General features: G+C 56.3%; 26 protein-coding genes and 1 riboswitch. Of the genes, 21 read left to right on the top strand and 5 right to left on the bottom strand.

From position 1 onward, the window contains the following. Nucleotides 1-25: 25 nt before the first annotated feature. The 9 genes from JVX98_RS23440 (at nt 26) to JVX98_RS23400 (ending at nt 7,032) form a co-directional block, all read left to right on the top strand. Complete coding sequence (locus JVX98_RS23440) at nt 26-280, top strand: hypothetical protein (RefSeq protein ID WP_043620010.1); 255 nt, start codon at nt 26-28, stop codon at nt 278-280. A gap of 210 nt (nt 281-490) precedes the next feature. Beyond that, nucleotides 491-907 (top strand): glyoxalase/bleomycin resistance/extradiol dioxygenase family protein, encoded by a 417-nt coding sequence (locus JVX98_RS23435; protein ID WP_205237559.1) that lies wholly within the window; start codon nt 491-493, stop codon nt 905-907. Between the two features lie 155 nt (nt 908-1,062). Beyond that, nucleotides 1,063-1,668, top strand: a complete 606-nt coding sequence (gene leuD / locus JVX98_RS23430) for a 3-isopropylmalate dehydratase small subunit (RefSeq protein WP_192451008.1) — start codon at nt 1,063-1,065, stop codon at nt 1,666-1,668. 10 nt (nt 1,669-1,678) lie between these two features. Next, nucleotides 1,679-2,059 (top strand): RidA family protein, encoded by a 381-nt coding sequence (locus tag JVX98_RS23425; RefSeq protein WP_034802728.1) that lies wholly within the window; start codon nt 1,679-1,681, stop codon nt 2,057-2,059. Between the two features lie 103 nt (nt 2,060-2,162). Further along, on the top strand, nt 2,163-3,002 hold the full coding sequence (locus JVX98_RS23420) for a MoxR family ATPase (RefSeq protein ID WP_043620012.1): 840 nt from the start codon (nt 2,163-2,165) through the stop codon (nt 3,000-3,002). Beyond that, nucleotides 2,999-3,439, top strand: coding sequence for an NUDIX domain-containing protein (locus JVX98_RS23415; protein ID WP_205237558.1), 441 nt, complete (start codon nt 2,999-3,001; stop codon nt 3,437-3,439). Before JVX98_RS23420 ends, JVX98_RS23415 begins: the two co-directional genes overlap by 4 nt. Before the next feature lie 124 nt (nt 3,440-3,563). After that, nucleotides 3,564-3,641: riboswitch (SAM riboswitch) on the top strand. A 61-nt stretch (nt 3,642-3,702) separates the two neighbouring features. Beyond that, nucleotides 3,703-4,629, top strand: a complete 927-nt coding sequence (metA, locus tag JVX98_RS23410; protein WP_192451010.1) for a homoserine O-succinyltransferase — start codon at nt 3,703-3,705, stop codon at nt 4,627-4,629. A gap of 6 nt (nt 4,630-4,635) precedes the next feature. Beyond that, on the top strand, nt 4,636-5,820 hold the full coding sequence (locus tag JVX98_RS23405) for a VWA domain-containing protein (protein WP_205237557.1): 1,185 nt from the start codon (nt 4,636-4,638) through the stop codon (nt 5,818-5,820). Between the two features lie 195 nt (nt 5,821-6,015). Next, nucleotides 6,016-7,032, top strand: coding sequence for an aldose epimerase family protein (locus tag JVX98_RS23400; RefSeq protein WP_192451115.1), 1,017 nt, complete (start codon nt 6,016-6,018; stop codon nt 7,030-7,032). 455 nt (nt 7,033-7,487) lie between these two features. On the opposite strand, the gene JVX98_RS23395 is transcribed toward JVX98_RS23400, so the two are convergent. Further along, nucleotides 7,488-8,051, bottom strand: a complete 564-nt coding sequence (locus JVX98_RS23395) for a T4SS efffector SepA family protein (RefSeq protein ID WP_205237556.1) — start codon at nt 8,049-8,051, stop codon at nt 7,488-7,490. A 267-nt stretch (nt 8,052-8,318) separates the two neighbouring features. Here JVX98_RS23395 and hsdR point away from each other — a divergent pair, with 267 nt between their 5' ends. The 11 genes from hsdR (at nt 8,319) to JVX98_RS23340 (ending at nt 22,279) form a co-directional block, all read left to right on the top strand. Beyond that, on the top strand, nt 8,319-10,688 hold the full coding sequence (gene hsdR / locus JVX98_RS23390; protein WP_205237555.1) for an EcoAI/FtnUII family type I restriction enzme subunit R: 2,370 nt from the start codon (nt 8,319-8,321) through the stop codon (nt 10,686-10,688). 3 nt (nt 10,689-10,691) lie between these two features. Beyond that, a complete protein-coding gene (locus tag JVX98_RS23385) occupies nt 10,692-12,176 on the top strand; it encodes a class I SAM-dependent DNA methyltransferase (RefSeq protein ID WP_246764937.1) in 1,485 nt (494 codons plus the stop codon). 82 nt (nt 12,177-12,258) lie between these two features. Beyond that, a complete protein-coding gene (locus JVX98_RS23380) occupies nt 12,259-14,640 on the top strand; it encodes a restriction endonuclease subunit S (RefSeq protein WP_205237554.1) in 2,382 nt (793 codons plus the stop codon). Nucleotide 14,641: 1 nt separating this feature from the next. Further along, on the top strand, nt 14,642-15,754 hold the full coding sequence (locus tag JVX98_RS23375) for an SIR2 family protein (protein ID WP_205237553.1): 1,113 nt from the start codon (nt 14,642-14,644) through the stop codon (nt 15,752-15,754). A gap of 100 nt (nt 15,755-15,854) precedes the next feature. Then, nucleotides 15,855-16,352 (top strand): hypothetical protein, encoded by a 498-nt coding sequence (locus JVX98_RS23370; RefSeq protein WP_205237552.1) that lies wholly within the window; start codon nt 15,855-15,857, stop codon nt 16,350-16,352. Nucleotides 16,353-16,730: 378 nt separating this feature from the next. Next, complete coding sequence (locus tag JVX98_RS23365; RefSeq protein ID WP_205237551.1) at nt 16,731-17,465, top strand: hypothetical protein; 735 nt, start codon at nt 16,731-16,733, stop codon at nt 17,463-17,465. 86 nt (nt 17,466-17,551) lie between these two features. Beyond that, complete coding sequence (locus JVX98_RS23360; RefSeq protein ID WP_205237550.1) at nt 17,552-17,782, top strand: helix-turn-helix domain-containing protein; 231 nt, start codon at nt 17,552-17,554, stop codon at nt 17,780-17,782. After that, nucleotides 17,775-19,982, top strand: a complete 2,208-nt coding sequence (locus JVX98_RS23355; RefSeq protein WP_205237549.1) for a bifunctional DNA primase/polymerase — start codon at nt 17,775-17,777, stop codon at nt 19,980-19,982. The genes JVX98_RS23360 and JVX98_RS23355 overlap by 8 nt, the downstream gene beginning before the upstream one ends. A 331-nt stretch (nt 19,983-20,313) precedes the next feature. Continuing rightward, nucleotides 20,314-21,570 (top strand): site-specific integrase, encoded by a 1,257-nt coding sequence (locus tag JVX98_RS23350; protein WP_205237548.1) that lies wholly within the window; start codon nt 20,314-20,316, stop codon nt 21,568-21,570. Between the two features lie 12 nt (nt 21,571-21,582). Next, the gene (locus tag JVX98_RS23345; protein ID WP_205237547.1) at nt 21,583-21,885 is read left to right on the top strand and encodes a DUF3223 domain-containing protein; all 303 of its coding nucleotides are present in this window, start codon (nt 21,583-21,585) and stop codon (nt 21,883-21,885) included. Nucleotides 21,886-22,084: 199 nt separating this feature from the next. Then, entirely contained in the window at nt 22,085-22,279 is a 195-nt protein-coding gene (locus JVX98_RS23340) for a hypothetical protein (protein ID WP_205237546.1), read from the top strand. A 183-nt stretch (nt 22,280-22,462) separates the two neighbouring features. On the opposite strand, the gene JVX98_RS23335 is transcribed toward JVX98_RS23340, so the two are convergent. Together JVX98_RS23335 and JVX98_RS23330 are read right to left on the bottom strand one after the other, a co-directional pair. Continuing rightward, complete coding sequence (locus JVX98_RS23335; protein ID WP_205237545.1) at nt 22,463-23,017, bottom strand: hypothetical protein; 555 nt, start codon at nt 23,015-23,017, stop codon at nt 22,463-22,465. A 298-nt stretch (nt 23,018-23,315) separates the two neighbouring features. Beyond that, nucleotides 23,316-23,666, bottom strand: a complete 351-nt coding sequence (locus JVX98_RS23330; RefSeq protein ID WP_205237544.1) for a hypothetical protein — start codon at nt 23,664-23,666, stop codon at nt 23,316-23,318. A 228-nt stretch (nt 23,667-23,894) separates the two neighbouring features. On the opposite strand from JVX98_RS23330, the gene JVX98_RS23325 reads away from it, so the two are divergent. After that, on the top strand, nt 23,895-24,113 hold the full coding sequence (locus tag JVX98_RS23325) for a helix-turn-helix domain-containing protein (RefSeq protein WP_246764936.1): 219 nt from the start codon (nt 23,895-23,897) through the stop codon (nt 24,111-24,113). A 7-nt stretch (nt 24,114-24,120) separates the two neighbouring features. Here the strand turns inward: JVX98_RS23325 and JVX98_RS32725 are convergent, their stop codons facing one another. Then, nucleotides 24,121-24,645, bottom strand: coding sequence for an SIR2 family protein (locus JVX98_RS32725; RefSeq protein WP_371826576.1), 525 nt, complete (start codon nt 24,643-24,645; stop codon nt 24,121-24,123). 330 nt (nt 24,646-24,975) lie between these two features. Continuing rightward, entirely contained in the window at nt 24,976-26,001 is a 1,026-nt protein-coding gene (locus tag JVX98_RS23315; protein WP_205237542.1) for a ParA family protein, read from the bottom strand. Nucleotides 26,002-26,034: the final 33 nt, after the last annotated feature.

Below are 26,034 nucleotides of genomic sequence, written 5' to 3'. Positions count from 1 at the left end.
CATCGCCATCAGAAAGGTGACGATTATGCAAAGCATTCGCTCTGTTCTCTTTACGGCCGCAGCCCTGACCATCACGTTCGCGGCCTTTGTGCTTACCGCCTCGCTGGCGCTGGCCCTTGCCGGCATCGCCGCCGTCGTCGTGGTCGGCAGCGCCATTGCCACCCGGCTGAACTTCAGGCCAGCCCGCGCCACCGTGCGCCCGGCTGCCGCAGGCCCCGCCCAGGGCCAGCGCGAGATGCGCATCTGGAACGACGGTCGCGGCACGATCATCGACCTCTAATTCCCGGCGGTCGGAATCGATCTCCAGCGATCTTGGTACCCCGCAATCCGGGCCGATCGACGATCGGCTCGAACCCTGTTTGCGTCCCTTGAAAACCGTCGTTCAGCCGGCTGCGATTTTTTTTCGACCCCATGTCGGATCGACCATTCCATGTCCGTCCTTGAAGCAGGCCAGCACGGTCCTGGCTCTTCGAACAGGATGGAGAACGATATGGATACCCAGACGCAGCAGCCGGCACCGGTCCTCAACGGCCTTCTGCCCTATCTTCAGGTCGATGGCGCCGCCAAGGCCTCCGAATTCTACCAGCGCGCCTTTGGCGGCAAGGAAGTGGGCCGGCATCCGCTCGACGAGCAGGGCCGGACGATGCACATCCACCTCTACATCAACGGCAGCTCGCTGATGCTGGCCGATGCCTATCCGGAATACGGCCATCCCTTGGAAAAGCCGCAGGCCTTCACCCTGACGCTCACCGTCGACGATATCGATGCCTGGTGGGACCGTGCGGTTGCCGCCGGCGCCGAGGTGGTGATGCCGATCGAGGTGATGTTCTGGGGCGACCGCTACGGCCAGCTCCGCGATCCTTTCGGCGTTCTATGGGCCATGAACAGCCCGGTGAAGGCAGGCTAAGTCCCTGCAGACAATCGAAATCCGGACGAAGCTCTCGCCGGGCGGGCATTTTCACCCACCCGGCGAAGCCTATTTGAACAGATTTTCCTTCATTTCGGCGCAAAACTCATCTAAACGCTAGCGCAACATTCTTCTGAAATCGAAGGCCTGAAGTTATGGAAAAATTCGTCAAGCTCACCGGTGTCGCAGCCCCCCTCCCCGTCGTCAACATCGACACGGACATGATCATTCCGAAGGACTACCTGAAGACGATCAAGCGCACCGGCCTTGGCAAGGGCCTCTTCGCCGAAGCCCGCTACAACGAAGACGGCTCGGTCAACCCGGATTTCGTCCTCAACAAGCCGGCCTACCAGAACGCAAGCATCCTCGTTGCCGGCGACAACTTCGGCTGTGGCTCCTCTCGCGAGCATGCTCCGTGGGCGCTGCTCGACTTCGGCATCCGCTGCGTGATCTCCACGTCCTTTGCCGACATCTTCTACAACAACTGTTTCAAGAACGGCATTCTGCCGATCGTCGTCAGCCAGGCTGACCTCGACAAGCTGATGGACGACGCCTCGCGCGGCTCCAACGCCATCCTCTCGATCGACCTGGAATCCCAGGAAATCACCGGCCCGGACGGCGGCTCGGTCAAGTTCGAGGTCGATGCCTTCAAGCGTCACTGCCTGCTGAACGGCCTCGACGACATCGGCCTGACGCTGGAAAAGGCAACCGCCATCGACAACTTCGAAAAGACGGTCGGCGCTTCGCGTCCCTGGGCTTAAAGCGAGAAGCATGGCGCGCAAGCTCATCTCCTCGGGTTCACCCTTCGAAAAGACGGCAGGCTATTCGCGTGCCGTCGCGATGGGCGACTGGTGCTTCGTCTCCGGCACGACCGGCTATGACTACGCCACCATGACCATGCCCGAGACGGTGGAGGAGCAGGCGCGCAATTGCCTGAAGACGATCGAGGGCGCGCTGAAGGAAGCGGGCTTCTCGATGAAGGATGTGGTGCGCAACCACTACTACGTCACCGATGCCAGCTTCGCCGACCGGGTGTTCCCGATCTTCGGCGAAGTCTTCGGCGAGATCCGCCCGGCCGCAACGATGATCGTCTGCGACCTGATCCGCCCGGAAATGCTGATCGAGATCGAGGTCACCGCCCTTCGCGGCTGACCGCTTGATCACGCCTGCCCTCAAAACGATTCCGATTTAAGCCATTATGCGATAGTCCATAGGGCATGACTTCGCCTGACTTACGCTGAACCGGAAGACGCCCATGCAATTTCAAGGCACCGCCGACTATATCGCCGACAAGGACCTGATGATCGCCGTCAACGCTGCGATCCGGCTGGAGCGGCCACTGCTGGTCAAAGGCGAGCCCGGCACCGGCAAGACCGAGCTTGCCCGCCAGATCGCCGCAGCCCTTGGCCTCGAACTGATCGAATGGAGCGTCAAGTCGACGACCAAGGCGCAGCAGGGCCTTTACGAATATGACGCCGTGTCGCGGCTTCGCGACAGCCAGCTCGGCGACGAGCGCGTCAACGAGGTCCGCAACTACATCCGCAAGGGCAAGCTCTGGCAGGCCTTCGAGGCGGACCGCCGCGTGGTGCTTCTGATCGACGAGATCGACAAGGCCGACATCGAGTTTCCGAACGACCTGCTGCAGGAACTCGACCGCATGGAATTCCATGTCTACGAGACCGGCGAGATGATCGGCGCCCGTCACCGGCCGATCGTCATCATCACGTCCAACAACGAGAAGGAGCTGCCGGACGCATTTTTGCGCCGCTGCTTCTTTCACTATATCCGCTTCCCCGACGCGGACACGCTCGCCCGCATCGTCGAGGTGCATTATCCCGGCATCCGCAAGACGCTGCTGTCCGCAGCGCTCGCCGCCTTCTACGACATCCGCCAGGTGCCGGGCCTGAAGAAGAAACCCTCCACGTCCGAGGCGCTCGACTGGATCCGCCTGCTCGTCGCCGACGAGGTCGATCCGGCCGACCTCAGGGCCGACGCCAAGACCATGCTGCCGAAGCTGCATGGTGCGCTGCTGAAGAACGAGCAGGACGTGCACCTCTTCGAGCGCCTCGCCTTCATGGCCCGCCGCGACCAATGACGCCCGACGCCCATAAGGTGCTGATCTATGGCACCTGGCAGGACCGGCTGCTGGTCTTCGACGAACCGGACTTTCCCGAGATCGAGCTGCAGGTGCCGGGCGGCACGATGGAGCCGGGCGAAAGCCCGCAGACATCGGCCTTGCGGGAGTTCGTCGAGGAGACAGGGCTGACGCCGTCGCAGACACTCACACATCTCGTCACGCAGGACTACCACTACCCGAAGGACGGCAGGACGATCTGCCATCGGCGGCACTACTTTCACGTCGCGCTCGCCGGCGAGCAACGGCAGACCTGGATACATCAGGAAATGACGCCTTTTGGCGGCGGCGAGCCGATCCGCTTCCGCTTCTTCTGGCTCGGCCTCGATGAGGCTGAGCGCCGGCTCGGTTATGGCATGCGGGAGGCTCTAAGCCTGCTGCGAACTGTTGAGTGGTAGACGCCAACTGGGAGCAGCAAGGCGCCTCCTCCCCGTCAAAACGGCGAGAAGGTCGCGGCAGCGGGATGAGGGACCACGACACCCCGAATCGTTTTTCTTGACCCCCGCGGCCCACTCGCGCTATCAAATTCCCTGTGGTGATTTGGCCGGCCGGCTTGCAGCCACGTTAAACAAGTCGCTAAAGGGCCGAGGAAAGTTGGATTTCCGAGGACCGGTCGCGATCAATCGCCGCCGGTTTTTTTGTATTGATCGAGTGGAAGCCCATGCCCATCAAGATTCCCGATACGCTGCCCGCCTTCGAAACCCTCGTGCATGAGGGCGTGCGGGTGATGACCGAGACCGTGGCGATCCGTCAGGATATCCGCCCGCTCCAGATCGGGCTCCTGAACCTCATGCCGAACAAGATCAAGACGGAGATCCAGATGGCGCGCCTGATCGGCGCCTCGCCGCTGCAGGTGGAATTGTCACTGGTGCGCATCGGCGCTCACCGGGCCAAGAACACCTCGGAAGATCACCTGCTCTCCTTCTACGAGACCTGGGAAGAAGTGCAGGGCCGCAAGTTCGACGGCTTCATAATCACCGGCGCGCCGGTCGAGACGCTCGAATACGAGGACGTCACCTATTGGGACGAGCTGAAGCGCATCCTCGACTGGACCGAGACCAACGTGCATTCGACGCTCAACGTCTGCTGGGGCGCGATGGCGGCGATCTATCACTTCCACAACGTGCCGAAGTATCCGCTGAAGGAAAAGGCCTTCGGCGTCTACCGCCACCAGAACCTCAATCGTTCCTCCGTCTACCTCAATGGCTTCTCCGACGATTTCGCCGTCCCGGTCTCGCGCTGGACCGAGGTCCGCCGCGCCGACATCGACAAGGTGCCGAGCCTCGAAATCCTGATGGAATCGAAGGAGATGGGCGTCTGCCTGGTGCACGAGAAGAAGGGCAACCGGCTCTACATGTTCAACCACGTGGAGTATGATTCGACCTCGCTGTCGGACGAATACTTCCGCGACGTGGATGCGGGCGTGCCGATCAAGATGCCGCACGACTACTTCCCGCACAACGATTCGACCCTGCCGCCGCAGAATCGCTGGCGCAGTCATGCGCATCTCTTCTTCGGCAACTGGATCAACGAGATGTACCAGACGACGCCGTATGATGTCGCGGAGATCGGCGCCGGGAAAAGCTGAGGTCAGATGTTCATTCCCTTCTTCCTCGAACTCAAGGCGGCGAAGGTCCCGGTCACGCTCCGGGAATTCCTGTCCTTGATCGAGGGGATGGAGGCGGGCATCGCCACCTTCGACGTCGAGGCCTTCTACTATCTGGCGCGCACGGCACTGGTGAAGGACGAGCGCCATATCGACCGCTTCGACCGGGTGTTCCAGCATTGCTTTTCCGGTCTTGAAGCCGTCAACCCGATGGAGGCGGGCGAAGAGGCCGTCATCCCCGAGGACTGGCTGCGCAAGCTCGCAGAGAAGCATCTGAGCGAGGAAGAAAAACGCCTGATCGAGGCGCTCGGTGGCTTCGACAAGCTGATGGAGACCTTGCGCCAGCGGCTGCAGGAACAAAATGGCCGGCACCAGGGCGGCTCGAAATGGATCGGCACCGCCGGCACCTCGCCTTTCGGCGCCTATGGATACAACCCCGAGGGTGTGCGGATCGGCCAGGACCAGTCGCGCCACCGCCGCGCCGTCAAGGTCTGGGACCGGCGCGAGTTCAAGGATTACGACGACACGGTCGAACTCGGCACGCGCAACATCAAGGTGGCGCTAAAACGCCTCCGGCGCTGGGTGCGCCAGGGTGCTGCCGACGAGCTTGATCTCGGTGGCACGATCCGCGCCACCGCCGAACACGGCTATCTCGACGTGGTGACAAGGCCCGAGCGTCGCAATGCCGTGAAGCTCCTGATGTTCTTCGACATCGGCGGCTCGATGGACGATCATATCCGCATCGTCGAAGAACTGTTTTCAGCGGCTCGCAGCGAGTTCCGCCACATGGAGCATTTCTACTTCCACAATTGCGTCTACGAGGGCCTGTGGAAGGACAATCGCCGCCGGCGCGTTGACATCACCCGGACGACCGAAGTGCTGCGCACCTATGGCGGCGACTACCGCGCGATCTTCGTCGGCGACGCCTCGATGAGCCCTTATGAGATCAGCCACCCCGGCGGCTCGGTCGAGCATTGGAACGACGAGGCAGGCGCCCTCTGGCTCTCGCGTCTGACGGCGCATTTTCCGCGCTCGATCTGGATCAACCCCGTGCCCGAACAGCACTGGAGTTACACCCAGTCGATCGGCATGGTGAAGAGCCTGTTCGAGGGGCGGATGTTTCCTTTGACGCTCGCTGGCCTTCAGGATGCGACCAAGCAGCTGTCGCGTTGAACGCGCCACGAAAATCTTGAGCGCCGTGTGCCTTTGAACAGACGCCAGGGTCGCCGTAGCGCTTTGAATGGCTTGCATGTTTTCGTGCCGGCAGCGGAGACGATTTAACGGCACGTGCAGTGAGAATTCCAGTTGCCGCGCTCTTTGAAATGACGCAGGTTGCTGCGATCGCGAAGAGGGGAGTAAGCGGTGAACATGCATCAGAACACGGAAATCTTCGGCCACCTGCCATCCGGCGAGCCGGTCCATCGTGTGGTGCTTTCCGGTGGCGGCCTCACCGCGCATGTGCTCACCTGGGGTTCGGTGATCCAGGACCTGCGCCTGGAAGGCCACGAGCCGCCGCTGGTGCTCGGCTTCACCGATCTCGAAAGCTATCTCGCCCATTCGCCCTATCTCGGCGCTACGCCCGGCCGCTGCGCCAATCGCATCGGCAACGGCCGCTTCACGCTCGATGGCGAGGCCTACCAGCTCGAATTGAACGAGAAGGGCGTCACGCATCTGCACGGTGGCAGCGACAATATCGGCAAGCGCAACTGGACGATCGTTCGGCACACGCCCGACAGCGTCACGCTCGCCATTACCGACCCGGATGGTCGCGCCGGCTATCCCGGCAATTGCAAGGTTACCTGCACCTACCAGCTGAAGCCCGGCGGTGTCCTGAGCGTCGTCTACGAGAGCGAAACCGACCGAGCGACGCTCGCCAATGTCTGCCAGCACAGCTATTTCAATCTCGACGGCAGCGCCGACGCCCTCGGCCACGACATCATGATCGCCGCCGACCACTATCTGCCGACCACCGAACGCCAGGTGCCGACGGGTGCGATCCTTGCCGTCGAAGGCACCGCCTTCGATCTCAGGGAGATGACGCGGCTCAGCCGCCAGACCGAAGGCGAGCGCGTCGCCTACGATCATAATTTCTGCCTTTCGAACGAACGCATGGTGAAACATTCGGTGGCGCTTGCCCGCAGCATCGATTCGGGCGTCACGATGGAAGTGCTGACGACCGAGCCCGGCGTGCAGCTCTATACCGGCGCAAAGCTGAACATCCCCGTCCCCGGCCTCGAAGGCCGCCGCTACGGCGCCTTTGCCGGCTTCTGCCTGGAAACACAGATCTGGCCGGACGCGATCAACCATGCCGGCTTCCCGAACGCCGTGCTGCGCCCGGGCGAGACCCGCCGGCAGGAAACGGACTACGTGTTCATGAAGAGCTGAGCGCGGAAGCGCCAGCCGGCTTCACCAACAAAGGCAAAACGCAAAGGAGCCGTCTCGGCGGTCCGAACCACATGGTGCGGACTCGCACTAACGGCGCATGCAATGCCTGACGGCAAATGCCGTTTCATTCCAGAAATGGCTGTGAAATGAAGTGGTTGGGAGAAATTGGAGCGGGTGAGGCGATTCGAACGCCCGACCCCAACCTTGGCAAACTAGGAATTGCACGTTTCGCGCGTTACGCGAAAATATCATCCCATTCACCACGATACATTAAATTGCGCCATCTCACGCAGGCACCTGAGTTAGCCGTTTCGAATTGAGCGGTAACCCAACGGATTGCGGCGAACTAGTTCTAAAACGAGTGATGGTGACCGGGCGGTGACCACAGTTGTGGTTGATTCGTTCATCACTCGAAAGGCTGTACTGTTTCCTTTCAGTAACGCCTGTTGCGCCCATTACCGGTTTCCCGAATGAAGCACTCCGTTCCGGCCGGGATATTTCGCCCTAGGATTCTGGCGCCAACAAAACTCGACCGCAACAGGGATTCGCCATTTTCTCGCGATCCGGTCGACTTCCTTCCAAGCATCGGATGCTGACTGACCCTGTACCGAAATGCCAAGGTCGGCGTGGTATCTGAAGCCCTCGCCCTCGAACTTCGCCGCCTTTGACGAGACGCCTAACTCGCGAACCAGTTCGTCGCCCTCCAAACCTTTCGCTTTCACCTGCGCGATCATCGTCAACAGGATGGAGGACCAGCGTGGATTGGGAACAGCCTTACCGTTGACCGTAGCCACGAGGGGCTTCGTAAACGCGAGGCCCGGATCAGAATCGAACTGCATTACGCCATCGCTGGCGACATTTATATCCTCATCGGGCTCGCCGTCCCGTTCCATTCCCAGCTGCTCCATAACCTCCTTTACAACGCGCTCGATGGTTTCGCTGGGTGTCTTCATCCCGAACCAAGTCGCGATGGATTTAAGATCCGCGAAGGTGGCATCGTTGATTCTGACAACTGGCATGAAGGTCTCCACCGTGGATGACAGGAAATCAATGTTACATATCATCTACCGGTGGTCAATCAGAATATGTTACATGCTTCTGACTGACCCCTAGGCTAAATCCCCGAACGTGATTGAACCTAAGTCACGTCCAATGGCAGTGGCCCGCAGAGAACCAGTGAGAAAGACACCGGCGTAGTGGTGATAGGCATGACCCACAGAAATCTAACTAGCCAAGTCGCTCAGTATAAACTACCTTGCGTTGAATCAATGACTTGGCAGGCTGCAATGAGAGATCATAGCGAACGTGACGTATGCACAAAGCTTGTGACGCCCGCGCTCGTAAGTGCCGGATGGGATTTGCATAAACAAATCAGAGAAGAGGTAACCTTAACCGCTGGTCGAATCGTGGTTCGCGGAAGACTCACCGCGCGCGGTAAGCAAAAGCGGGCAGACTATGTCCTCTACCACAAGCCTAACATTCCAATCGCCGTGATCGAGGTTAAGGATGCCACGCACAATGTAGGGTCTGGAATGCAGCAAGCGCTGGAATATGCGGATATGATTGGCGCGCCCTTCGCCTTTGCGACCAACGGCAAAGGATTTGTGTTTCATGACAAGACCTCAGCCGATGGACGCCTAGAGCGTGAAATTGCACTCCACGACATCCCCTCGCCAAACCAGTTGTGGTCCCGTTATGTCGCATGGAAAGGCATTGCCGCTCCAAAGCGTAACCTCCTCGATCAAGACTATTTCGATGATGGTTCCGACAAAGCGCCGCGCTATTACCAAACTCTGGCAGTCAATCGCGTCATTGAGGAAATCGCTAAGGGGAAGGACCGGCTTCTGCTCGTGATGGCGACAGGAACCGGGAAAACCTACACGGCCTTTCAGATCATTTGGAGGCTGTGGAAGGCCGGCGCCAAGAAGCGCATTTTGTTCCTCGCAGACCGGAACATTCTCGTAGATCAAACCAAGACGAACGACTTCAAGCCCTTTGGTGGGGCGATGACGAAGATCAGTAATCGCCAAGCGGACAAGTCGTATGAGATCTATCTATCACTATACCAGGCGGTGACTGGTACGGACGATGCGGCGAACATCTACAAGCAGTTCTCGCCTGATTTTTTCGATCTCGTGATCATCGACGAATGTCACCGTGGCAGCGCTGCAGCGGACTCTGCTTGGCGCGAGATACTCGAGTATTTTTCTAGCGCGGCTCAGATTGGCCTCACCGCTACACCCAAGGAAACGAAGGACGTTTCCAACGTCGATTACTTCGGTGAACCGGTCTACACCTACTCGCTACGTCAGGGGATCGAAGATGGCTTCCTCGCTCCCTACAAGGTCATCCGTTACGATCTGGATAAGGACCTCACTGGATACAGGCCCGAAGCAGGTACGGTCGATCGATATGGACACGAGGTGCTCGACAGAATCTACAATCAACGGGACTTCGATCGTACACTCGTTCTCGATCAACGTACGAAGTTGGTCGCCGCAAAGATCACCGAGTTTCTGAAGGCAACGAACCGCTTCGACAAGACCATCGTGTTCTGTGAAGACACGGAGCATGCTGAACGTATGCGGCAAGAGCTTACGAATGCGAATGCCGATTTGGTCGCAGAGAATCATCGTTACGTTATGCGGATCACCGGTGATGACCCCTTGGGCAAAGCGGAGCTCGACAATTTCATCGATCCGAAAGCCAAGTATCCTGTGATTGCAACGACTTCGAAGCTGCTGACTACCGGCGTGGACGCCAAAACCTGCAAGCTAATCGTCTTGGACCAACGCATCCAGTCCATGACCGAATTCAAGCAGATTATCGGTCGCGGCACACGCATTGATGAAGAGCACGGCAAAAAATTTTTCACGATAATGGACTTCAAGCGGGCGACTGAGCTTTTCGCTGATCCCGACTTCGATGGCGATCCCGTCCAGATTTACGAGCCCGGCGAAAACGACTCGCCGCTTCCGCCCGATGGAAATGAGGCGCCTGCAACACCTAAAGGAGGGTTCGGCGAGGAAGAACAACCGTCGATCATCGATGGGTCGGACGGCGATCTTCCGCCAGAACCGCTGCGCAAATTCTACGTTGACGGTGTGGAGGTCATCGTGTTGTCGAAGCGGGTCCAATATCTTGGGCCAGGCGGCAAACTGATCACAGAATCGCTGCGCAGCTACGCGCAGAAGACATTGCAGAAGGATTACAAGACGCTGGGCGAATTCCTACGGCGCTGGTCCAGTGCAGAGAAAAAGCAGGCGATCATTGAGGAGCTGGAAGCCTTGGGCGTTTCGCTAGAAGGGCTACGGGAAGAGGTCAGAAACGGCGATGCCTTCAGTTCCTTCGACCTACTCTGCCATGTGGCTTATGGCCAGCCGCCGCTTACGCGCAAAGAACGCGTCGAGAAGGTGAAGAAACGCAATTACTTCGCGAAATACGAGGGTAAAGCCCGCTCTGTTCTAGAGGCGTTGCTAGATAAATACGCCGACGACGACTTCGCGCCATTAGAAAACGCTCGCGTGCTGCAGCTTAAGCCCTTTGATCAAATCGGCACTCCGGTTGAGATCATGAAGGGTGTTTTCGGCGGCAAATCAGCTTATGAAGCCGCCATCAAAGACTTGCAGGCGGAATTGTATCGTGAAGGGGCGTAACGCGTGACCAACGTTTCGGGTGTCATCAAATCGATCCAGGACATCATGCGCAAGGATGCGGGCGTTGATGGAGACGCGCAGCGCATTGGTCAGCTTGTCTGGATGTTCTTCCTAAAGATCCTGGATGATCAAGAAGACTCGCTCATGCTGTTGAGCGACGACTATCGCTCACCCATCCCGGCACATCTGCGCTGGTCTGCGTGGGCCAGCAATCCAGAGGGCATCACCGGAGATGCGCTGCTCGATTTCATCAACAACCAGCTTTTTCCGAAACTGAAGAATCTCACTCTCGATGGACCCGAGCGTGACCGTGCGATCGTCATCCGCTCAGCCTTCGAGGATGCTTACAACTACATGAAAAATGGCACGTTGATCCGCCAAGTGATCAACAAGATCAACGATATCGATTTCAATAACACGGGCGATAAGCACGCGTTCGGCGACGTATACGAACAGATCCTGAAAGACCTGCAAAGCGCCGGGAACGCAGGTGAATTCTATACGCCCCGCGCCGTCACCCAATTCATGGTCGACATGCTCGATCCGAAGCTGGACGAACTGGTTCTTGATCCCGCCTGTGGCACCGGCGGCTTTCTGGCCCATGTAATGGATCACAAGAGCGACCACTATGTGCAGTCCGTCGAAGATGCGAAGACGGTTCAGGAGAGCATTCTCGGCGTAGAGAAAAAAGCACTGCCGCATCTACTTTGCGTCACCAACATGATGCTGCACGGAATCGAGTCACCGATCAACATCGAGCATGACAACACGCTTGCAACAGCGCTCAAGGATCACAAGTGGCGCGGCAAGATCGATGTCATCATCACCAACCCGCCCTTCGGTGGCACGGAGGAGGACGGAATCGAAAAAAACGTGCCCCAGGCCTTCCAGACGCGTGAGACCGCGGATCTTTTTTTGGTGCTGATCATCGAGCTCCTAAAGGACAACGGCCGTGCAGCCGTGGTTCTGCCTGACGGCACGCTGTTCGGTGAGGGCATCAAGACGCGCATCAAGGAAAAGCTCATGACCGAGTGCAACCTGCACACCATCGTCCGCCTGCCCAACGGTGTGTTCAACCCTTACACGGGCATTAAGACGAACCTCCTCTTCTTTGAAAAAGGCAAACCAACTGAAGAGGTCTGGTTTTACGAGCACACCTATCCGGAAGGCTATAAGAGCTACTCCAAAACAAAACCAATGCGGATCGAAGAGTTCGAAGGTGAGAATTCCGAGAAGGCCTGGTGGGGTGATCTGACCACCCGAACAGGTCGCAAAGAGAACGACAGCGCCTGGAAGGTCAGCGCCGCCGAGATCAGAGCCAACGGGTACAACCTCGACATTGCCAATCCGCATCGCAGGGAAGAAGGGCACAAGGACCCAACCGAACTTCTGGGCGAGTGGCAGGAAGCCCGCGCACAATTGGCCGCCACACAGGAAAGCCTGAAGGCCATCCTGACCGCAGCACTCGGCAAGACGACGGCAGCGTGACGCCATGCACGCTAATGTTTTTCTGAAACATTTCGCTCCGCTAACATCCGGTCCCGGTGGTGTCCAAGATCTCCGGGACCTAGTGCTGCAACTTGCAGTCAGAGGGAAATTAACCTCCACATCTTCGGATGACGACAACATTCTGAGCCATTTGAGTCGCGCCGATGATTTCGTTTCTGCTGATATTGCAAGCGGAGTCGGCGCGAAACGAAAAGAGATTGAGTTCGACTTGAGTACGCCGCCGTTTGAGATTCCAAGTTCTTGGCAATGGGTACGGCTCGATACGATCGCCAGCTATATTCAGAGGGGGAAAAGTCCTACTTACGCCGACAGCGGCAGTATAAAGATCATCTCCCAAAAATGTATCCAATGGACAGGGTTTGCCGATCAGCCATGTAGGTGGCTAGACGCCGATGCGTTCAAAAAATTCGGGCGAGAACGGATAATACGAGACGGCGATCTCCTTTGGAATTCAACCGGAACTGGCACGATCGGCCGTATAATCAATTTCGATGGCGCTCCGTTCGGAGAGCAGATTTTTGTCGCAGATAGCCACGTAACAGTAGTCCGGCTTGCATTGGGCGATCCGAAATATGTTTGGTGCTGTCTCGCTTCGCCAGACGTACAGCGTACGCTGGAGTCTGATGCCTCGGGATCGACAAACCAGGTCGAACTATCAACTAGCTATGTTCGCAATACTTGGGTGCCCTTCCCACCTCTCGCTGAGCAGAAGCGCATTGTTGCCAAGGTCGGTGAACTCATGGCGCTATGCGATACGCTGGAGGAGCGACGGGATAGAGCAATCAGCCTCAAGCGCGCCACCGCAGCCTCAGCTTTGATTGATCTGAACGAAGCGAACACCGCTGAAGCGACCGCCGAGCGTTGGGACAGAATTGCCCCAAGATTTAGTGAGCTGTTCGATGAACTTGAGACGATCGAGGCACTGAGAGGGACTATCCTGGATCTGGTAACAAAGGGGAGGTTCTCGAACGGAGCAGCTTCAAGTGTAAATCAATACGAAGCCATTCGCTCTCGGATCGAGGATCGAGTAGCCCAGAAAAAGATCCGCAAACCAAAGCAAACGAGTGGCTTTTGCACTGACACGCTTGCGCCTCTCCCGGACGGATGGCGTTGGGTGCAGTTGGGAGATCTCTGCTGGTCAGTAACCGATGGACCGCACTTTTCGCCAAAATACGTGGATGCAAAAATTGGTGTTCCCTTTATTTCTACCCGCAATATCGTTTCCGGTAAGCTTGATTTCTCCGGTTGCAAATTCATCAGTCGTTTAGACCATGAGGAGTTTTCTAGAAGAACAAAGCCGGAGCATGGTGATTTATTATACACCAAAGGCGGGACCACGGGGGTAGCTGCAGTAAATCGATCAGATAAAGAATTCAGCGTTTGGGTTCACATCGCGGTTCTTAAGTTCGATCATGATTTGATCGTCCCTGAATATTTAGCTTATACCCTGAACAGCCCGCGCTGTTACAAACAAAGTCAAGAGTTCACCCAGGGAATAGGGAATAGGGACCTTGGGCTAACTCGCCTAATCAACATTATACTTCCGCTCCCGCCGGTCGCCGAGCAAAAACGCATTGTCGCCAGGATCGATGAGCTGATGGCGTTGTGCGATCTGCTGGAAGAACAGGTGCGCGAGGGCGAACGGCTGAATACAGAATTACTGGCGTCGCTGGTCCATACCTTAAGCGCGAGCGGGCCCGAAGGCGGCAATGGGCCTCGCTTGCTAGAACCAGTTACGGGTGAGGGAGCCGTTAGCTTCAAAAGCATCAAGGCGCCCCCTGCCAACGTGGTAAACCGTTTAAACAACCGAAACGATCCGCGCACGACCAAGATTGCCGCTGGTGGCGATGAGCACTTGCTCGCTCGCTCAGCTGACGTTGACAGCAAGTTCAAGGAGGCTGTGCTGGTCGGTGCTATCGTGAAGGCGTTTTTCGAGGCCGGCGGCGAGCCCATCGGTAACTTCCGTCTGCAAAAAGCTGTATATTTCGCTCGACGTCACAGTGGCGAGCATGCGCTCAACCGCGAGTTCGCTCGCAAGGCAGCAGGCCCCTACAACCCTTCCATGAAGCATTCCGGCGGCATAGCAATTGCCAAACAGAAGAACTGGCTACGCGAAGCTCGTGGACGCTATGGCTTCGGCCACGTGCCGGGCGGTGCGGCCGCAGAGATGAAGGAGTGGATCGATACCTATGCCTATGGTGAGATTGCCGGTTGGGTCGCAGACCAGTTCCGCTTCAAGAAAAACGAGGACTGGGAAACTCTCGCCACTGTCGACTATGCCATCGAGCACATGCGTTCACTTGGCGTAGAGCCTAACGCAAGCAAGGTCCTCGACTACATTCGTGCAGATGATGAGTGGCGCCCGAAAATCGAGAAGCTCGGATTGACAGAATTCAGCATTCAATCCGCCATTATTGAAATCAAAGCACTGTTCGAGGCGTAAGATGCCGACACATTCGACTTCCATCTCCTGGTGTGAGGAAGACCGGCACGCGACATATCATCAGCATAAGTCATTCAATAATTGGTTGGATGAAAAGGGAGAAGATGCTGAGAAAGTTCTTGAACGATACGGATTGCTGAATATCGCAACGCCCAGCAAAGCTTTATTTGCAGGCGATCCAACGGCCTACGAACTAGAGATCGATCGTCATTTTCAGGAGAAGCGTGATTTCGCACTTGGCGCTGACTCCTTCGATGATCTGTGGTTTCGAAAGAACAAAGCGCATTTCAACCAACTGATTGAGCACCTGAAGGGCGAGTCGATTGTCCCTTTTATTGGTGCGGGCGTCTCTTGTACGTCTGGCTACCCCGGCTGGTCTCAGCATCTTGTAAACCATGCCAATGCAAGCGGGCTTAGCGACGCTCAGCGCCGCATCGATGAGGGGCTTCACGAAGAAATCATCGACGAGCTGATCCAAAAACACAAAATGCCCTTATTCGTCCAAGGCATGAAGGATGACTTCTTGGGGGAGCCCGCCAACCTGGATTTGCAGAGGCTGATTGTTAATTTGTGCAAGCACGTCATCGTCACCACAAACTATGATTTATGCATCGAGAAGGCTCTTGCAGCGTCAGGTGGTGCCTATGTCACTCCAATTTCTTCGACCGAAAGGGACAACCAAGATCTTATTTTTGCTTGTTCCAACCGCAAACGCGCCTTGCTAAAGCTTCACGGCACTATCACATCGCCCGCGAACTGCATCCTGAGCAAGGCGCACTACGACGTAGCTTATGGCGAGGCCTACCTCAACATGAGCTTGCCAATCCCCAAGAAGCTGCGGCGACTATATGAGCACGTTAGCCTTTTGTTTGTCGGCTGCAGTCTCATTGCAGATCGCACTATGAATGTTTTTAGGGCGCTAAAAGAGGAGCTGGGGGAAAACGTTCCTCAACATTTCGCGATCTTAGAAGCGCCGGCCGACGTGAGCCAGTTGCCAAATCGAAACGCGTTTCTATCGCAACATGGGATCACGCCAATTTGGTACCCTAGAGGGGAGCATGATCGCCTACCAGAAATTCTGAACGCCATTTCAGATGAACTTTATCGATATTGATCGAAGTGGTCTATTGCACTCGGCAGTCCGAGGGACAGTTGTGTCAACTACCTGATTTTCTTCAGCAATAGCGGGAGGGACCCATCGAATGGAGCACGAGATGGAGGATGTGCTGGGTCGACTGGCAGAGGCTATCGACAGGGTCCTTGATAACGATCGGCTCGCGCGGTTTCAGCCAAGTGAAGTTGCAGTCACCTTCGAGTTAGGATGGCACCTCCGAGAATTATTTGGCAACGAATGGGATGTTAACGGCGAGTATGATCGTCTTGGCGAAGACGAGAAAGCGCTTCAGTACCCCGGCAGGCCACCTCGAAAACCCACTAACAGGATACGTCCCGACATTATCGTTCACATCATGGGCGAGCGAAATAATCTGCTTGTTGTGGAAGCGAAGCTTCATGGTAACAACAATTACGCCTACGATGACTGGAAACTTCGCGGGATGACATGGCAGGAGGGAGAATACGGTTATTTCGTCGGTGTCCATCTCGTCTTCTTTATTGCCGCTCGAAGATTAGCTTCCTGCACCGTATATACTAACGGCGAGGTCGATGAAGCATGGACCGGATGGCTCCAAGAAAAGTACTTGGAAGATTGACACGACCTTCCGGTTGAACAAATGCGGGTGCCACAATGCCGTGCCGTGCGCCTATGCCGCAGTCGTTCGTGGCAGCGCAGCTACGCGGGCGCGCGACCGGTCTTTGCCGCGAACTCGTTCAGGCACGTCGCGATGTCCTGAGTGTCCCAGGTGCGCATATGCCACCAGGTGTTCGGGCTGCGCAGCTACGCGGGCGCGCGACTGTCCAGCGAGCAAGCCTCCCCTCCCCTCCCCTTGCGTTTCAGTGTACGGCTGACGCCATCACTGCCGCCACGGCATCATGCCTGTGACGGCAGTGACGCTCGTGACGGCGCACCGGTAACCGCCACCGGCAGCGCAAGTTGGAGGGATAGTCCCCTCGGAAGGTTGGAGATGGTTATGGACGCCGAAACGGAGAATGCTTTCTGGGCCAAGATCCAGGTTGAGTTTGGCGAACTCCGGGATCTCTTCAGTATGCATTTTGAAACCCAAGCGGAAGGTATCGGCCAACGAATAGCCACTACCAAAACGAAAAGTGGGAGGAAATCGGAGTGGCGGGACACCGCGCCACATTGGCATGACGAAGAAGTCGGACAGTCGGTTCGTTCATGGCAGATGATTCCATACGTGGATGCCATCGACCAAGAATTGCTTTGCGAACATTTCGAAGCCGGAAGACGACTCATCCCCCAGGTCGAACAGGGGATCGCTGCACGAAAGATGACATTTGAGTTTTTCGAGCAATGGGGCTCGTTGAATCGTTGCGGCGGGGCGGTCCGTATCGTCTATTTTGCTAGGCCCGATGTCGGGCGGCTCCGCGAGGGAAGTGATAATCTGGCCGCCCATCGGCGCTGGTTCGCTCATCAGTTTTTGAAGGCCAGGGTTGGAAAATCCAAATCTGTTGCCATGGACGAAATGGAAGAATTCGTAAACGCCACGATTGTTCGCTTGGACGGAGGCGAACGCGTCTGGTTTGCTCGTTTCCTGAGCGAGAAGGAAGCTGACAGCCGTGAGAACGCCCGCCGCCTGACAAAAGCGTTCATGCAAAACCTTAGCATTTCAGACATGCAAAAGCTGGACCGCGCTCCGTGGGATGGCGTTCCCGAGTTCGCGCGAAAGATTTCCTACCCTTAGGGTTGGATAGACCACTACACCGCGATCGGTCACACATTGATCGTCAAAGGCCTTTGGCACAACTGTAACCGACAGGAGTGTCATGAATGACCCCCACCAATGCTTCTACGACACCCGCTAATCCGGGGCGTGTCGAACCCATGCTCACCGTCCAGAAGGCTGCTGAAATTCTCGGCGTACGCGTTTGGGCTCTTCGCCGCGCCGTTAAGTCGGGCACCATCCCCGCATATACGCCTTTTAACAGCCGGAAGCTCGTACGCCTCTCCGAAGTCGAGGCGGCCATTAGTGCTGCAAAGGTAGGGCGCGCAAATGGTTGAGCACATCTTTCGCAAGGAATCCCGGAGGTTTTGGAACCGCAACCTGCCCGTTATCCCGGTCGAAGGCAAGGTACCGATCCTGCCCGGCTGGCAGGGTCAACTAGGAGCGCTTCCGACTGAAGAAAAGCGTACGCTGTGGCAAAACCAATATGGAGATAACAATATCGGCCTGCTTACCGGATTTGACGTTGGTGATGGTAAGATTTTTGTTGGTCTCGACGTGGATGACGATCGTCTACTGAACGTCAGCCTTCAAATTCTTGGACTAAGTAATCAGCAAAGGCGCGTCGTCCTTTCGGGCAAAAGAGGCAAGAAGGGGGCAACCATCTTCGCCCGCGCGGTTAAGGCGTTGAAATCAACCGTCATCAAAGGTGCTGGTGGCCTCGGCAACATAGACGTACTGGCCGCTGGCAAAATGACGGTCATGCCGCCGTCGGTTCATCCGGATACACGGAAGCCCTACGAGGTCTTGGGTGAACCGATTTTGAACGTTGACTTCGCGAACCTGCCCGAAATCACCGAACACCAGATCAAGCTGATGAAGGTGACGCTTGGCTCCGAACATGCCTTCACCCTTACCATGGGTGAAAGCACCCACGATGCTGGCGTTGCGCTTGTGGCGACACTAGTCAGAACGGGGGCTACGGACGAGGAAATTGCCAACATTTTCGTCGGCCTTCTACCGAGGGACTACAGTGGCAATTCTTTGGACGAGCTACCAGGATGGATTGCCTCGGCACGAGCAAAGGGGTTCGGCAATCTAAGCGACGAGGACGCACCGACGCTTACCCACGCACTCGTATCGCTGGCGCTTAACGCAGGCATCGAGCTGTTCAACGACGGCGATGGCGCCGCGTTCGCGACGCTGCCACACACAGGATCGGCCGTGGCGTATCGCATTAAATCGGACGCCTTCAAGCAGTGGCTCCGTCATCAGGCTTACGTGGTCATGGAAAAGGCGGTGAACTCCACGCCGCTGATGGAGGCAGTAGCGACAATCGAGACGAAGGCCTTGTTTGATGGTCTGGCATACCCCGTTTTCGCGCGCGTGGCTGGCGACGACGAGATCGTGCTCATTGATATAGGTGCATCAGACGGCCGCGTCGTCAAAATCGACAAGATCGGTTGGTCGGTCGAAGGCGGGAGTCGACTGAAGTTCGTGCGGGGAGCCGGTTTTGAAAGCCTTCCTACTCCAGAGGAAGGCGGCAACCTCTTTGCATTAAAGGACTTCCTCGGCCTGGACGAGCACAATTTTCGCCTGTTAGCCGCCTTCCTCATTAACGCACTTAAACCGCACGGCCCCTACTTCGTACTTCTGGTGGAGGGCGAGCAGGGCTCAGGCAAAAGCGTGTTCTGCGAAATAGTGAAGCGCGTCATCGATCCGAACAAGGCGATGCGCCTTCGCTTACCCGATAAGCCGCAGGATCTGATGATCCAGGCCAAAGAGTATCGACTGCTGTCCTTCGACAACGCCTCGGGCATGAAAGCCGAGATGTCGGACGTTCTTTGTACCCTCGCTACAGGCGGCGGCATTGCGGTTCGTAAGCTCTACAGCGACGGCGATATACATGTGATGAGTTATACCCGGCCTTTTATCATGAACGGAATCGCCGGCTATGCCAACCGCCCTGACCTAATGGAGCGCGCCATTCCGATTCGCCTCGTACCGATGCAGGAGGGGGGCAGAAGAACCGAAGCGGAACTGCTCGCGGAGTTTGCAGAGCTTCTGCCGGGTATTTTGGGCGCGCTGTACGATGCTGTCGCGAGAGGCCTAGAAAACTTTAGCATGGTGGAACCACCCCGTCATCTCCGCATGGCGGATGCGGCGAAGTGGATCAAGGCGGCCGAGTCGGCGCTCAAGCTCGAAAATGGCAGCCTTATCGACGCGATCGCCAAGGCCCAGGACGACTTCGTCATCGAGAAGGTCAATGAAGATCCGCTGGTGACAATGCTTCGCCTTGTGTGCCGAAATGGTCCTTTCGAAGGGTATGCCATCGAGTTGTTCGCAGAGTTCAGGGAACGTAGAGACTCCGTTCCCGAGCACGCGCTTCCAAAGACGGCGTCCCATCTTTCGAACCAGCTCAAGCGCATGCGGCCTGCCATGGCAAAGGCAGGGGTCCACGTCGAATACGTCGGCAAGGACCGGAAGGGAATGAAGATCAGAGTGTCGCTTGACGGCGGCTATCAGACGGCTTTCTAGCATGACGTTGTGACGGCCGTGATGCTCACCTTTGAGCTGGTGCCGATTGCGTAGGGGGGTACTCCTGCCGCCCGCCCCTGGCCCCGCCGGCTGCTACTGCCGTCACCGCCGCCACGCGTCACACTTGCGATTTCAACCCGGATGACCGGGGAATCCGAATTCCTTAGAGGCCCCGTCTCTTCAGGGCCTTGATTTCCACGAACACAGCGAGGTTACGCGGCAGGTTACAATTCTGGCCGCCGACGGGCCGTCCGAGCGCAATTCGCGATTAATTGTGCCGGTTACTGCCCCGTGTTTTCCTCGCCATTTTTTCATTCTCAACGGGAACAACATGACCAAATCCGTCAGTATCTCCATCACGTCAACCACCCGTCGCCGCAAGCTTTCAAGTGGAACGATTGCCTCCTACGCACAATGGTACGTCAACTTCCGTGACCCCAAAACTGGAAGACGCGTTCGGCGCGCATTTGATCGCAAGAAGGACGCGGAAGCTAAGCGGAATGAGCTGCTTCTTAAGTTTGCTGAAGGGGATTTCACCGACGAGCGAACAGCTCCATCTGTCGGGAAGGCCATTGATCACTGGCTTGCTGACAAAGAAGGCAAAGTCAAAGAATCCACTCTGAAGGGCTACAAGGTCGTGGCGAACGGTGCGCTCCGGGGGCCATTGTTGATTGGCACCCCGCAGGACCGCGCGGATTACACCGAAAGCGGCGTCCCACCAAAAGGCGCTCGCTTCATAAAGCTATTGGGCGAGATCAAACTCACCGATCTGACGACGGCCATGATCCGCGTCTGGCATCGGACCATCATTGAGCAATGCGGTAACTACACCGCCAACCGGGCAAAGTCGCATCTCAAATCGGTCTTAGCACTCGCCGAGGAAGACTTCGGTATCCGCGCTCCTTCCATGCCAACCGGGCTCACCCGCGCCCGTCACAAGGCGAAGAAAGTCATCCTTACGCCGGAAGACATCGCCAAGCTTATCGCCGCCGCCAAGATGGATGCGGAACACGGCATCTACTATGCCTTCCCTTTCCTCGCCGGCACGCGGCCGTCGGAACAGCTCGGCCTGCTCTGGAGCGAGGTCGACTTTGACAAGAATGTCATCCGGATCCGCCGCATCCAGGAGCGAGACGGTTCGCTGACGGAAATGACAAAGACGGAGGCCGGCACACGCGACATCCCCATGGGCGCAACATTGCGGGAGATGTTACTTGAATGGCGACTTCGCTGCCCGCGCAAGGGAAAGGAGCTCCATCGCGTCTTCCCCGGTCCCGGTCGCCTTCAGGAATGGCCGAAGCTCCGGATTGGCGGCGGTGGGCCGCTGCTCTATCAGAACTTCCGGAAGCGGTACTGGCAGCCTGCGTTCAAGAAGTTTGGCCTCTCCTACGTTACGCCGCATAGCGCCCGCCATTCCTTTATCTCGACCTTGCAGGCCCAGGGGATCGAGGTCGGTCTCGTCGCGCAGATCGCCGGACATGCCAACCCGACCGTGACGCTCGGCCACTACACCCAAGCCGTCCGGGGAGGCGCTGCCGCCGTCGACGCCCTGGAGCGCGCGTATAATCCGACTGGCCTGACGAAATGAGGAGAAACTCATATGCCCTACAAAATCGGTTCAAAGTCGTTTCGTACGAAGGAAGACGCGATCGGATATTGTCAGGAGGTTCTCCACCGGCACCCATTGGAGACTGAGATCGAAGGCGCAGACGCAGAATTTGTGCGCGCAGTGTTCAACCTTCGAGAAGATAAAGTGGCAGCATTGGGAACCAGAACGGTTGTGCGGTTCCTTCGTAAAATGCATCGCCACAATACCCCTGGCTTCTTCGCCGAACTCTCTGATGGATCCTTCCTCGACTTCAGCTTTATGAAGGCGATCAATACCCTGCCACGCGCCCCGTGACTGGCGGCCCCGTAGCTAGGGGCACCCTGTAGCGTCCACACCGCCGGGACGCCGGCGTACAGTGCGCCGGCGTCACCTACCGCAGCAGGCGGCGGTGGCGGCTGCATGCCGGCGGCGGCTACTAAAGCCATTGAAATTACTAGATAAATTGTGGCAGGCCTTACGCCGTGTTTTAATCTCCCAAAGCGGGAGAACGTAGATGGACTATCTTATGGTTATCGACAATGCGACCGGCGAAGCGCGGATGATGGCACTCGCCAATGCCGCCTCTCACACGCATATGGATATGAAAGACATCGAGAGGTCGATACAGAACTCAGGTGTCTGCATCTCGATGGATCATACGATCGTCGACACTGAGGCGGCTGATGAGGCCGACGTGATCGTCGTTTGAACCCTTCATATTGAGCCAGAGCTGCCTTCGACATTCCGGGCTTTTGGTTCGAGCCCTCCCCCCTATCGAACGATTCGGACTAGGCCTGGAAGGACCCGGTCAGCCGCGCTATGCCTCGACGGTCTGTACCCCCATACGCGGCGCTCGCTCCCAGTAGAGCGCTCGCCACCATGACTCAGCGGGTCACTCAACCACATATCGGAGTTCGTTCGCCGCAACGCCGACGACCCGGAGCGTTCTGCCCTGAATGGTCACGCTTTGGCCACTGCCGAGCGCGATCGCTAGAGGTCGCTGCATTGTGGCATATTGCGAGGAGCCGCGCGGCGGAATGAATTGGTAGGACGTCGATCGCGCTGTCCCCGATACATCCGTCATGCCGACAGTTCCGTTGATGGTCGTCGTGGTGGTCTGCGGTATGATCATCGGGCTTTCGGTCATTGTCGTCGCGTTGCTCTCCACAACAACGTCCGTCCGTTCGAGAACTGCCTTCGATCCGCGCGCCCCGATAAAGCGCACCGTCGTCCCGCCAGCATTCGTCGTCCGCCCCCAGATGTCAGCACCGCCGACAATGTTGGGCAGGGCCTTGCGGGACTGGAACGACATCACCACGTCGCCGGGGCCAGCTGACCGGACTTGGCTTCCGGCCGGGGTTACAAGTTTGGTCTTCGTTTCCACCGGCGCACAGGCGGAAACAAGCGGCAGAACCAGTGAGACTGCGAGAAAGGCTACCCTCTTCATTGTCTATCCTATTGAAATTAAAAGTTTTCCAGAAAACACAGGAACAAAATCCCTGTCAATTATTGAGCCGGCGGACCAGCCTTCAAAAGCTGCCCGAGATGAACTCCGCGTCCCAACGTCCACTGGCCTGAATGGCCGCAATTACCAACCGTGCAGGACTCTCGGTGGACCAGTAGGAAGAACACCACGTGTGGCGTCGTGAACGACCAAACGGAAGCCGTGGTAGCGACGGAACAAAGTCGATCAATGCACTGGCGGACAAACCCCAATCGTTCGATGCGCGGGAAGTGTTGGTGGATCAGCAGCGACTTGCCGGCGGCATAAAAGTCAGACACCTCGTCGAGGTAGAGGTATTTAGAGGAGTTCTTTTCGGGTCAAAGAAGATTAAATCGCCGTTGTGGAAAGTATCGAGGCAGCGCCCCATGAAGACATGGCGGCCGGAAAGGTCATCGGAAGCAGGTCGTTGTAGTAGATCGCCCCGGGAATGGTAGCGCGGCTTTTTTCGATCGTCTGCAATCGGCGGCGATGGTGCAGAAGTTGCGTGCTCCAGGATATCGAAAAGCTCCGGGTCGATTTGGCGATGGCGCTCTGGCTGCCGCAAATAGCCGAGCTTCCCGCCATCCAATCCGCCATCCGATGGCGTCATCATCCAACAGACTCCGATGCGGAGAGCGCCCGCAGGAGCGCATATTTTCGATAGTCGTTGATATCCCCGACATACTGATCTTTCACGCGCGCCCCAACGAATCGTGCGCACGTGCAGTATGTCCAAATACCCTAATTTGGGGTACTCGAAATTCGGGTTCTATTGAAGTGCTGGTTCTTGAACTGGCGTTGACATTGTCATCATTACGCTCGGATCTCTATCGTCGCACAATTGAACTGCTGGATTGCGGCTCGAAAGAGCGCGGGCATCATACAGGTCGAACTGGGCAAGCTAATAGGCCAGCGGCAAACGTTCGTTTCCAAGTACGAACTTGGCGAGCGAAGGCTCGATGTAGCCGAATACGTGAGAATCTGCAGAGCGCTTAAAGCTGATCCACATGCGTTTATAGATGAAGCAGAAGCATCGTCACGACGAACAGACGATCTGTAGTGGCACTTCATGGTATGCCGCGCCCCGCCCGTTCCTCTTTAACGGACTTCCATAGGTCAGCTACGGCTAAAGGAACCTCACGATGTTGTCCCGCTGGGTACTCTATGAATGATACATTGTATGTTGACCCTATTGCCTGTCTCAAAGAGGGGTGCTCAAACTTAGACATTAAGGCGTAGTGAGTATGGTCCGCTCGAGTGCGAGCGTGAACACTTTCCAAGATCAACTGTATATCTGGGTCAGATATAGAGTATCCAAGGAAAAGAACTGTATTGACCGTTGAGAGCGCCTGGACTGCATCGTATATACCAGGGTTATCCGCTTTCGCGTTGAAATATGATTTTCTATCCAATACAATCTCGGCGGTATTTGTCACGCATCCATGCAATTTTAAAATTGTTCTAGATGGAGACCTAAGATCTGCAATAAAATTCTTGTAGGTGTGAGTCCTAACATGGTGCGTCACATGCCCGCCACTAAAATGCTCGAAATTCTTCTCAATTAGCTGATCATAGTTTGTCGTAATACACACTTTAAAATCAAGACTAAGTATATCTTTGTATATTTCCGAAATAGGGGGTGGAGCCAATAGAAATTTTTGCTCCAGAAAATTTCTTCGCTCGGCAGCCGAAATGACAGAGTTTATGAGCTCAGCAGCATCCAGTAATCGATCGTTTCGGACGAGTTGACCTACCAGCCGTTGGTCCTTCTTCGCAGGTAACCTTGCTGAAAGGTCCCCTATCAAGGCCGGCCAACTCGGTAAAGCTGGAACGGCAGACTTTGATATTCCCGCGCCTATGAAGACCACCACACGGCGTTCAGCAATTTCTCGGACAAGTGGTACAGGCCAGCTAACCAAAGCTCATACCCTCTCAGAAATGGCTTCGGCCAAATTGCCTATGATTTCCCTGTATCGCGACGCTTGGCTGAATTGACTGCCAACCAATCCATCTCGCGCCTCAAGCGCAATAATCGGGGCGTTCGCGCTCTGCGCTAGGGGGATAAGGCTATAGAGATTCGGTACGTCACCTAAATGGAAAGGCAAGTTGTTGTGTGCCGCAAATCCACTGAGAAATGTATCAACTTCGTCAGGTATATCCGCCAAAATTCTTTCGTACGCTTTTGTCGGGCGACGCACGCCCTCTTTAGCTTTGGCGATGTACTGCTGAAGCGTGAATCCGAGAAACCCGCTCTTTATGGGTAAAGAAGTTAAGATTTCGTACCGTTTAAGTCCACCAGGGTTCAGTCTCTCAGATTGTTCCAAGCCCACTTCATAGTAATCCGCCCAGCTGTTCATCCAGCGCGATATGTTGCGTATTCCGAGCACGCTAAAGGCGTCGGCGCCAAGGGGTGCCACAAAGTAATCGGAGGATAGCAGAACAGACCGGTTTAGGGCTCCCAAAGAAGGACTAACATCAACAAAGACAATATCGTAATCGTCTTCGACTGTCCGCAGGTATGACCTTAACCAATTTGATACGCGAAAGCCCCCGGCTTTACCCGTAGGCAACTCAGCCCACGCAGAAGAAAGTTCATCCTCAAATGTCGAGAAGCGCGGATGCCCTGGAATCAGATCCACCCCAAATCGATTTACACTCGACCTGAGCGGCCGTATTCGACTGTTAATATCTGCGTCACCACTAAGTATTGGATCAACAATGTCTAGTATTGTCTTCGTTTTTGTTTCTTCTCTACTTCCCTTCTCAGGCCAATATAGATCAATTGTTTTTACATCACCAAGTATAAACTGTGTGATATTGCATTGCGGATCGCAATCAATTACCAGAACCCGCTTCTTTTGCTCGATCGCAAAGTATGCCGCAATGTTACCGGTTAATGTTGTTTTTCCGACGCCACCTTTGTTGTTGAAAAAACAAACTGACTTCATGTACTTAACTCACTTTCGGGGGAGGTCGGATCG

Origin of the sequence: Ensifer sp. PDNC004 (assembly GCF_016919405.1) — a bacterium.
Lineage (GTDB): Bacteria > Pseudomonadota > Alphaproteobacteria > Rhizobiales > Rhizobiaceae > Ensifer.
This window is presented reverse-complemented; position numbering and strand designations above follow the sequence as displayed.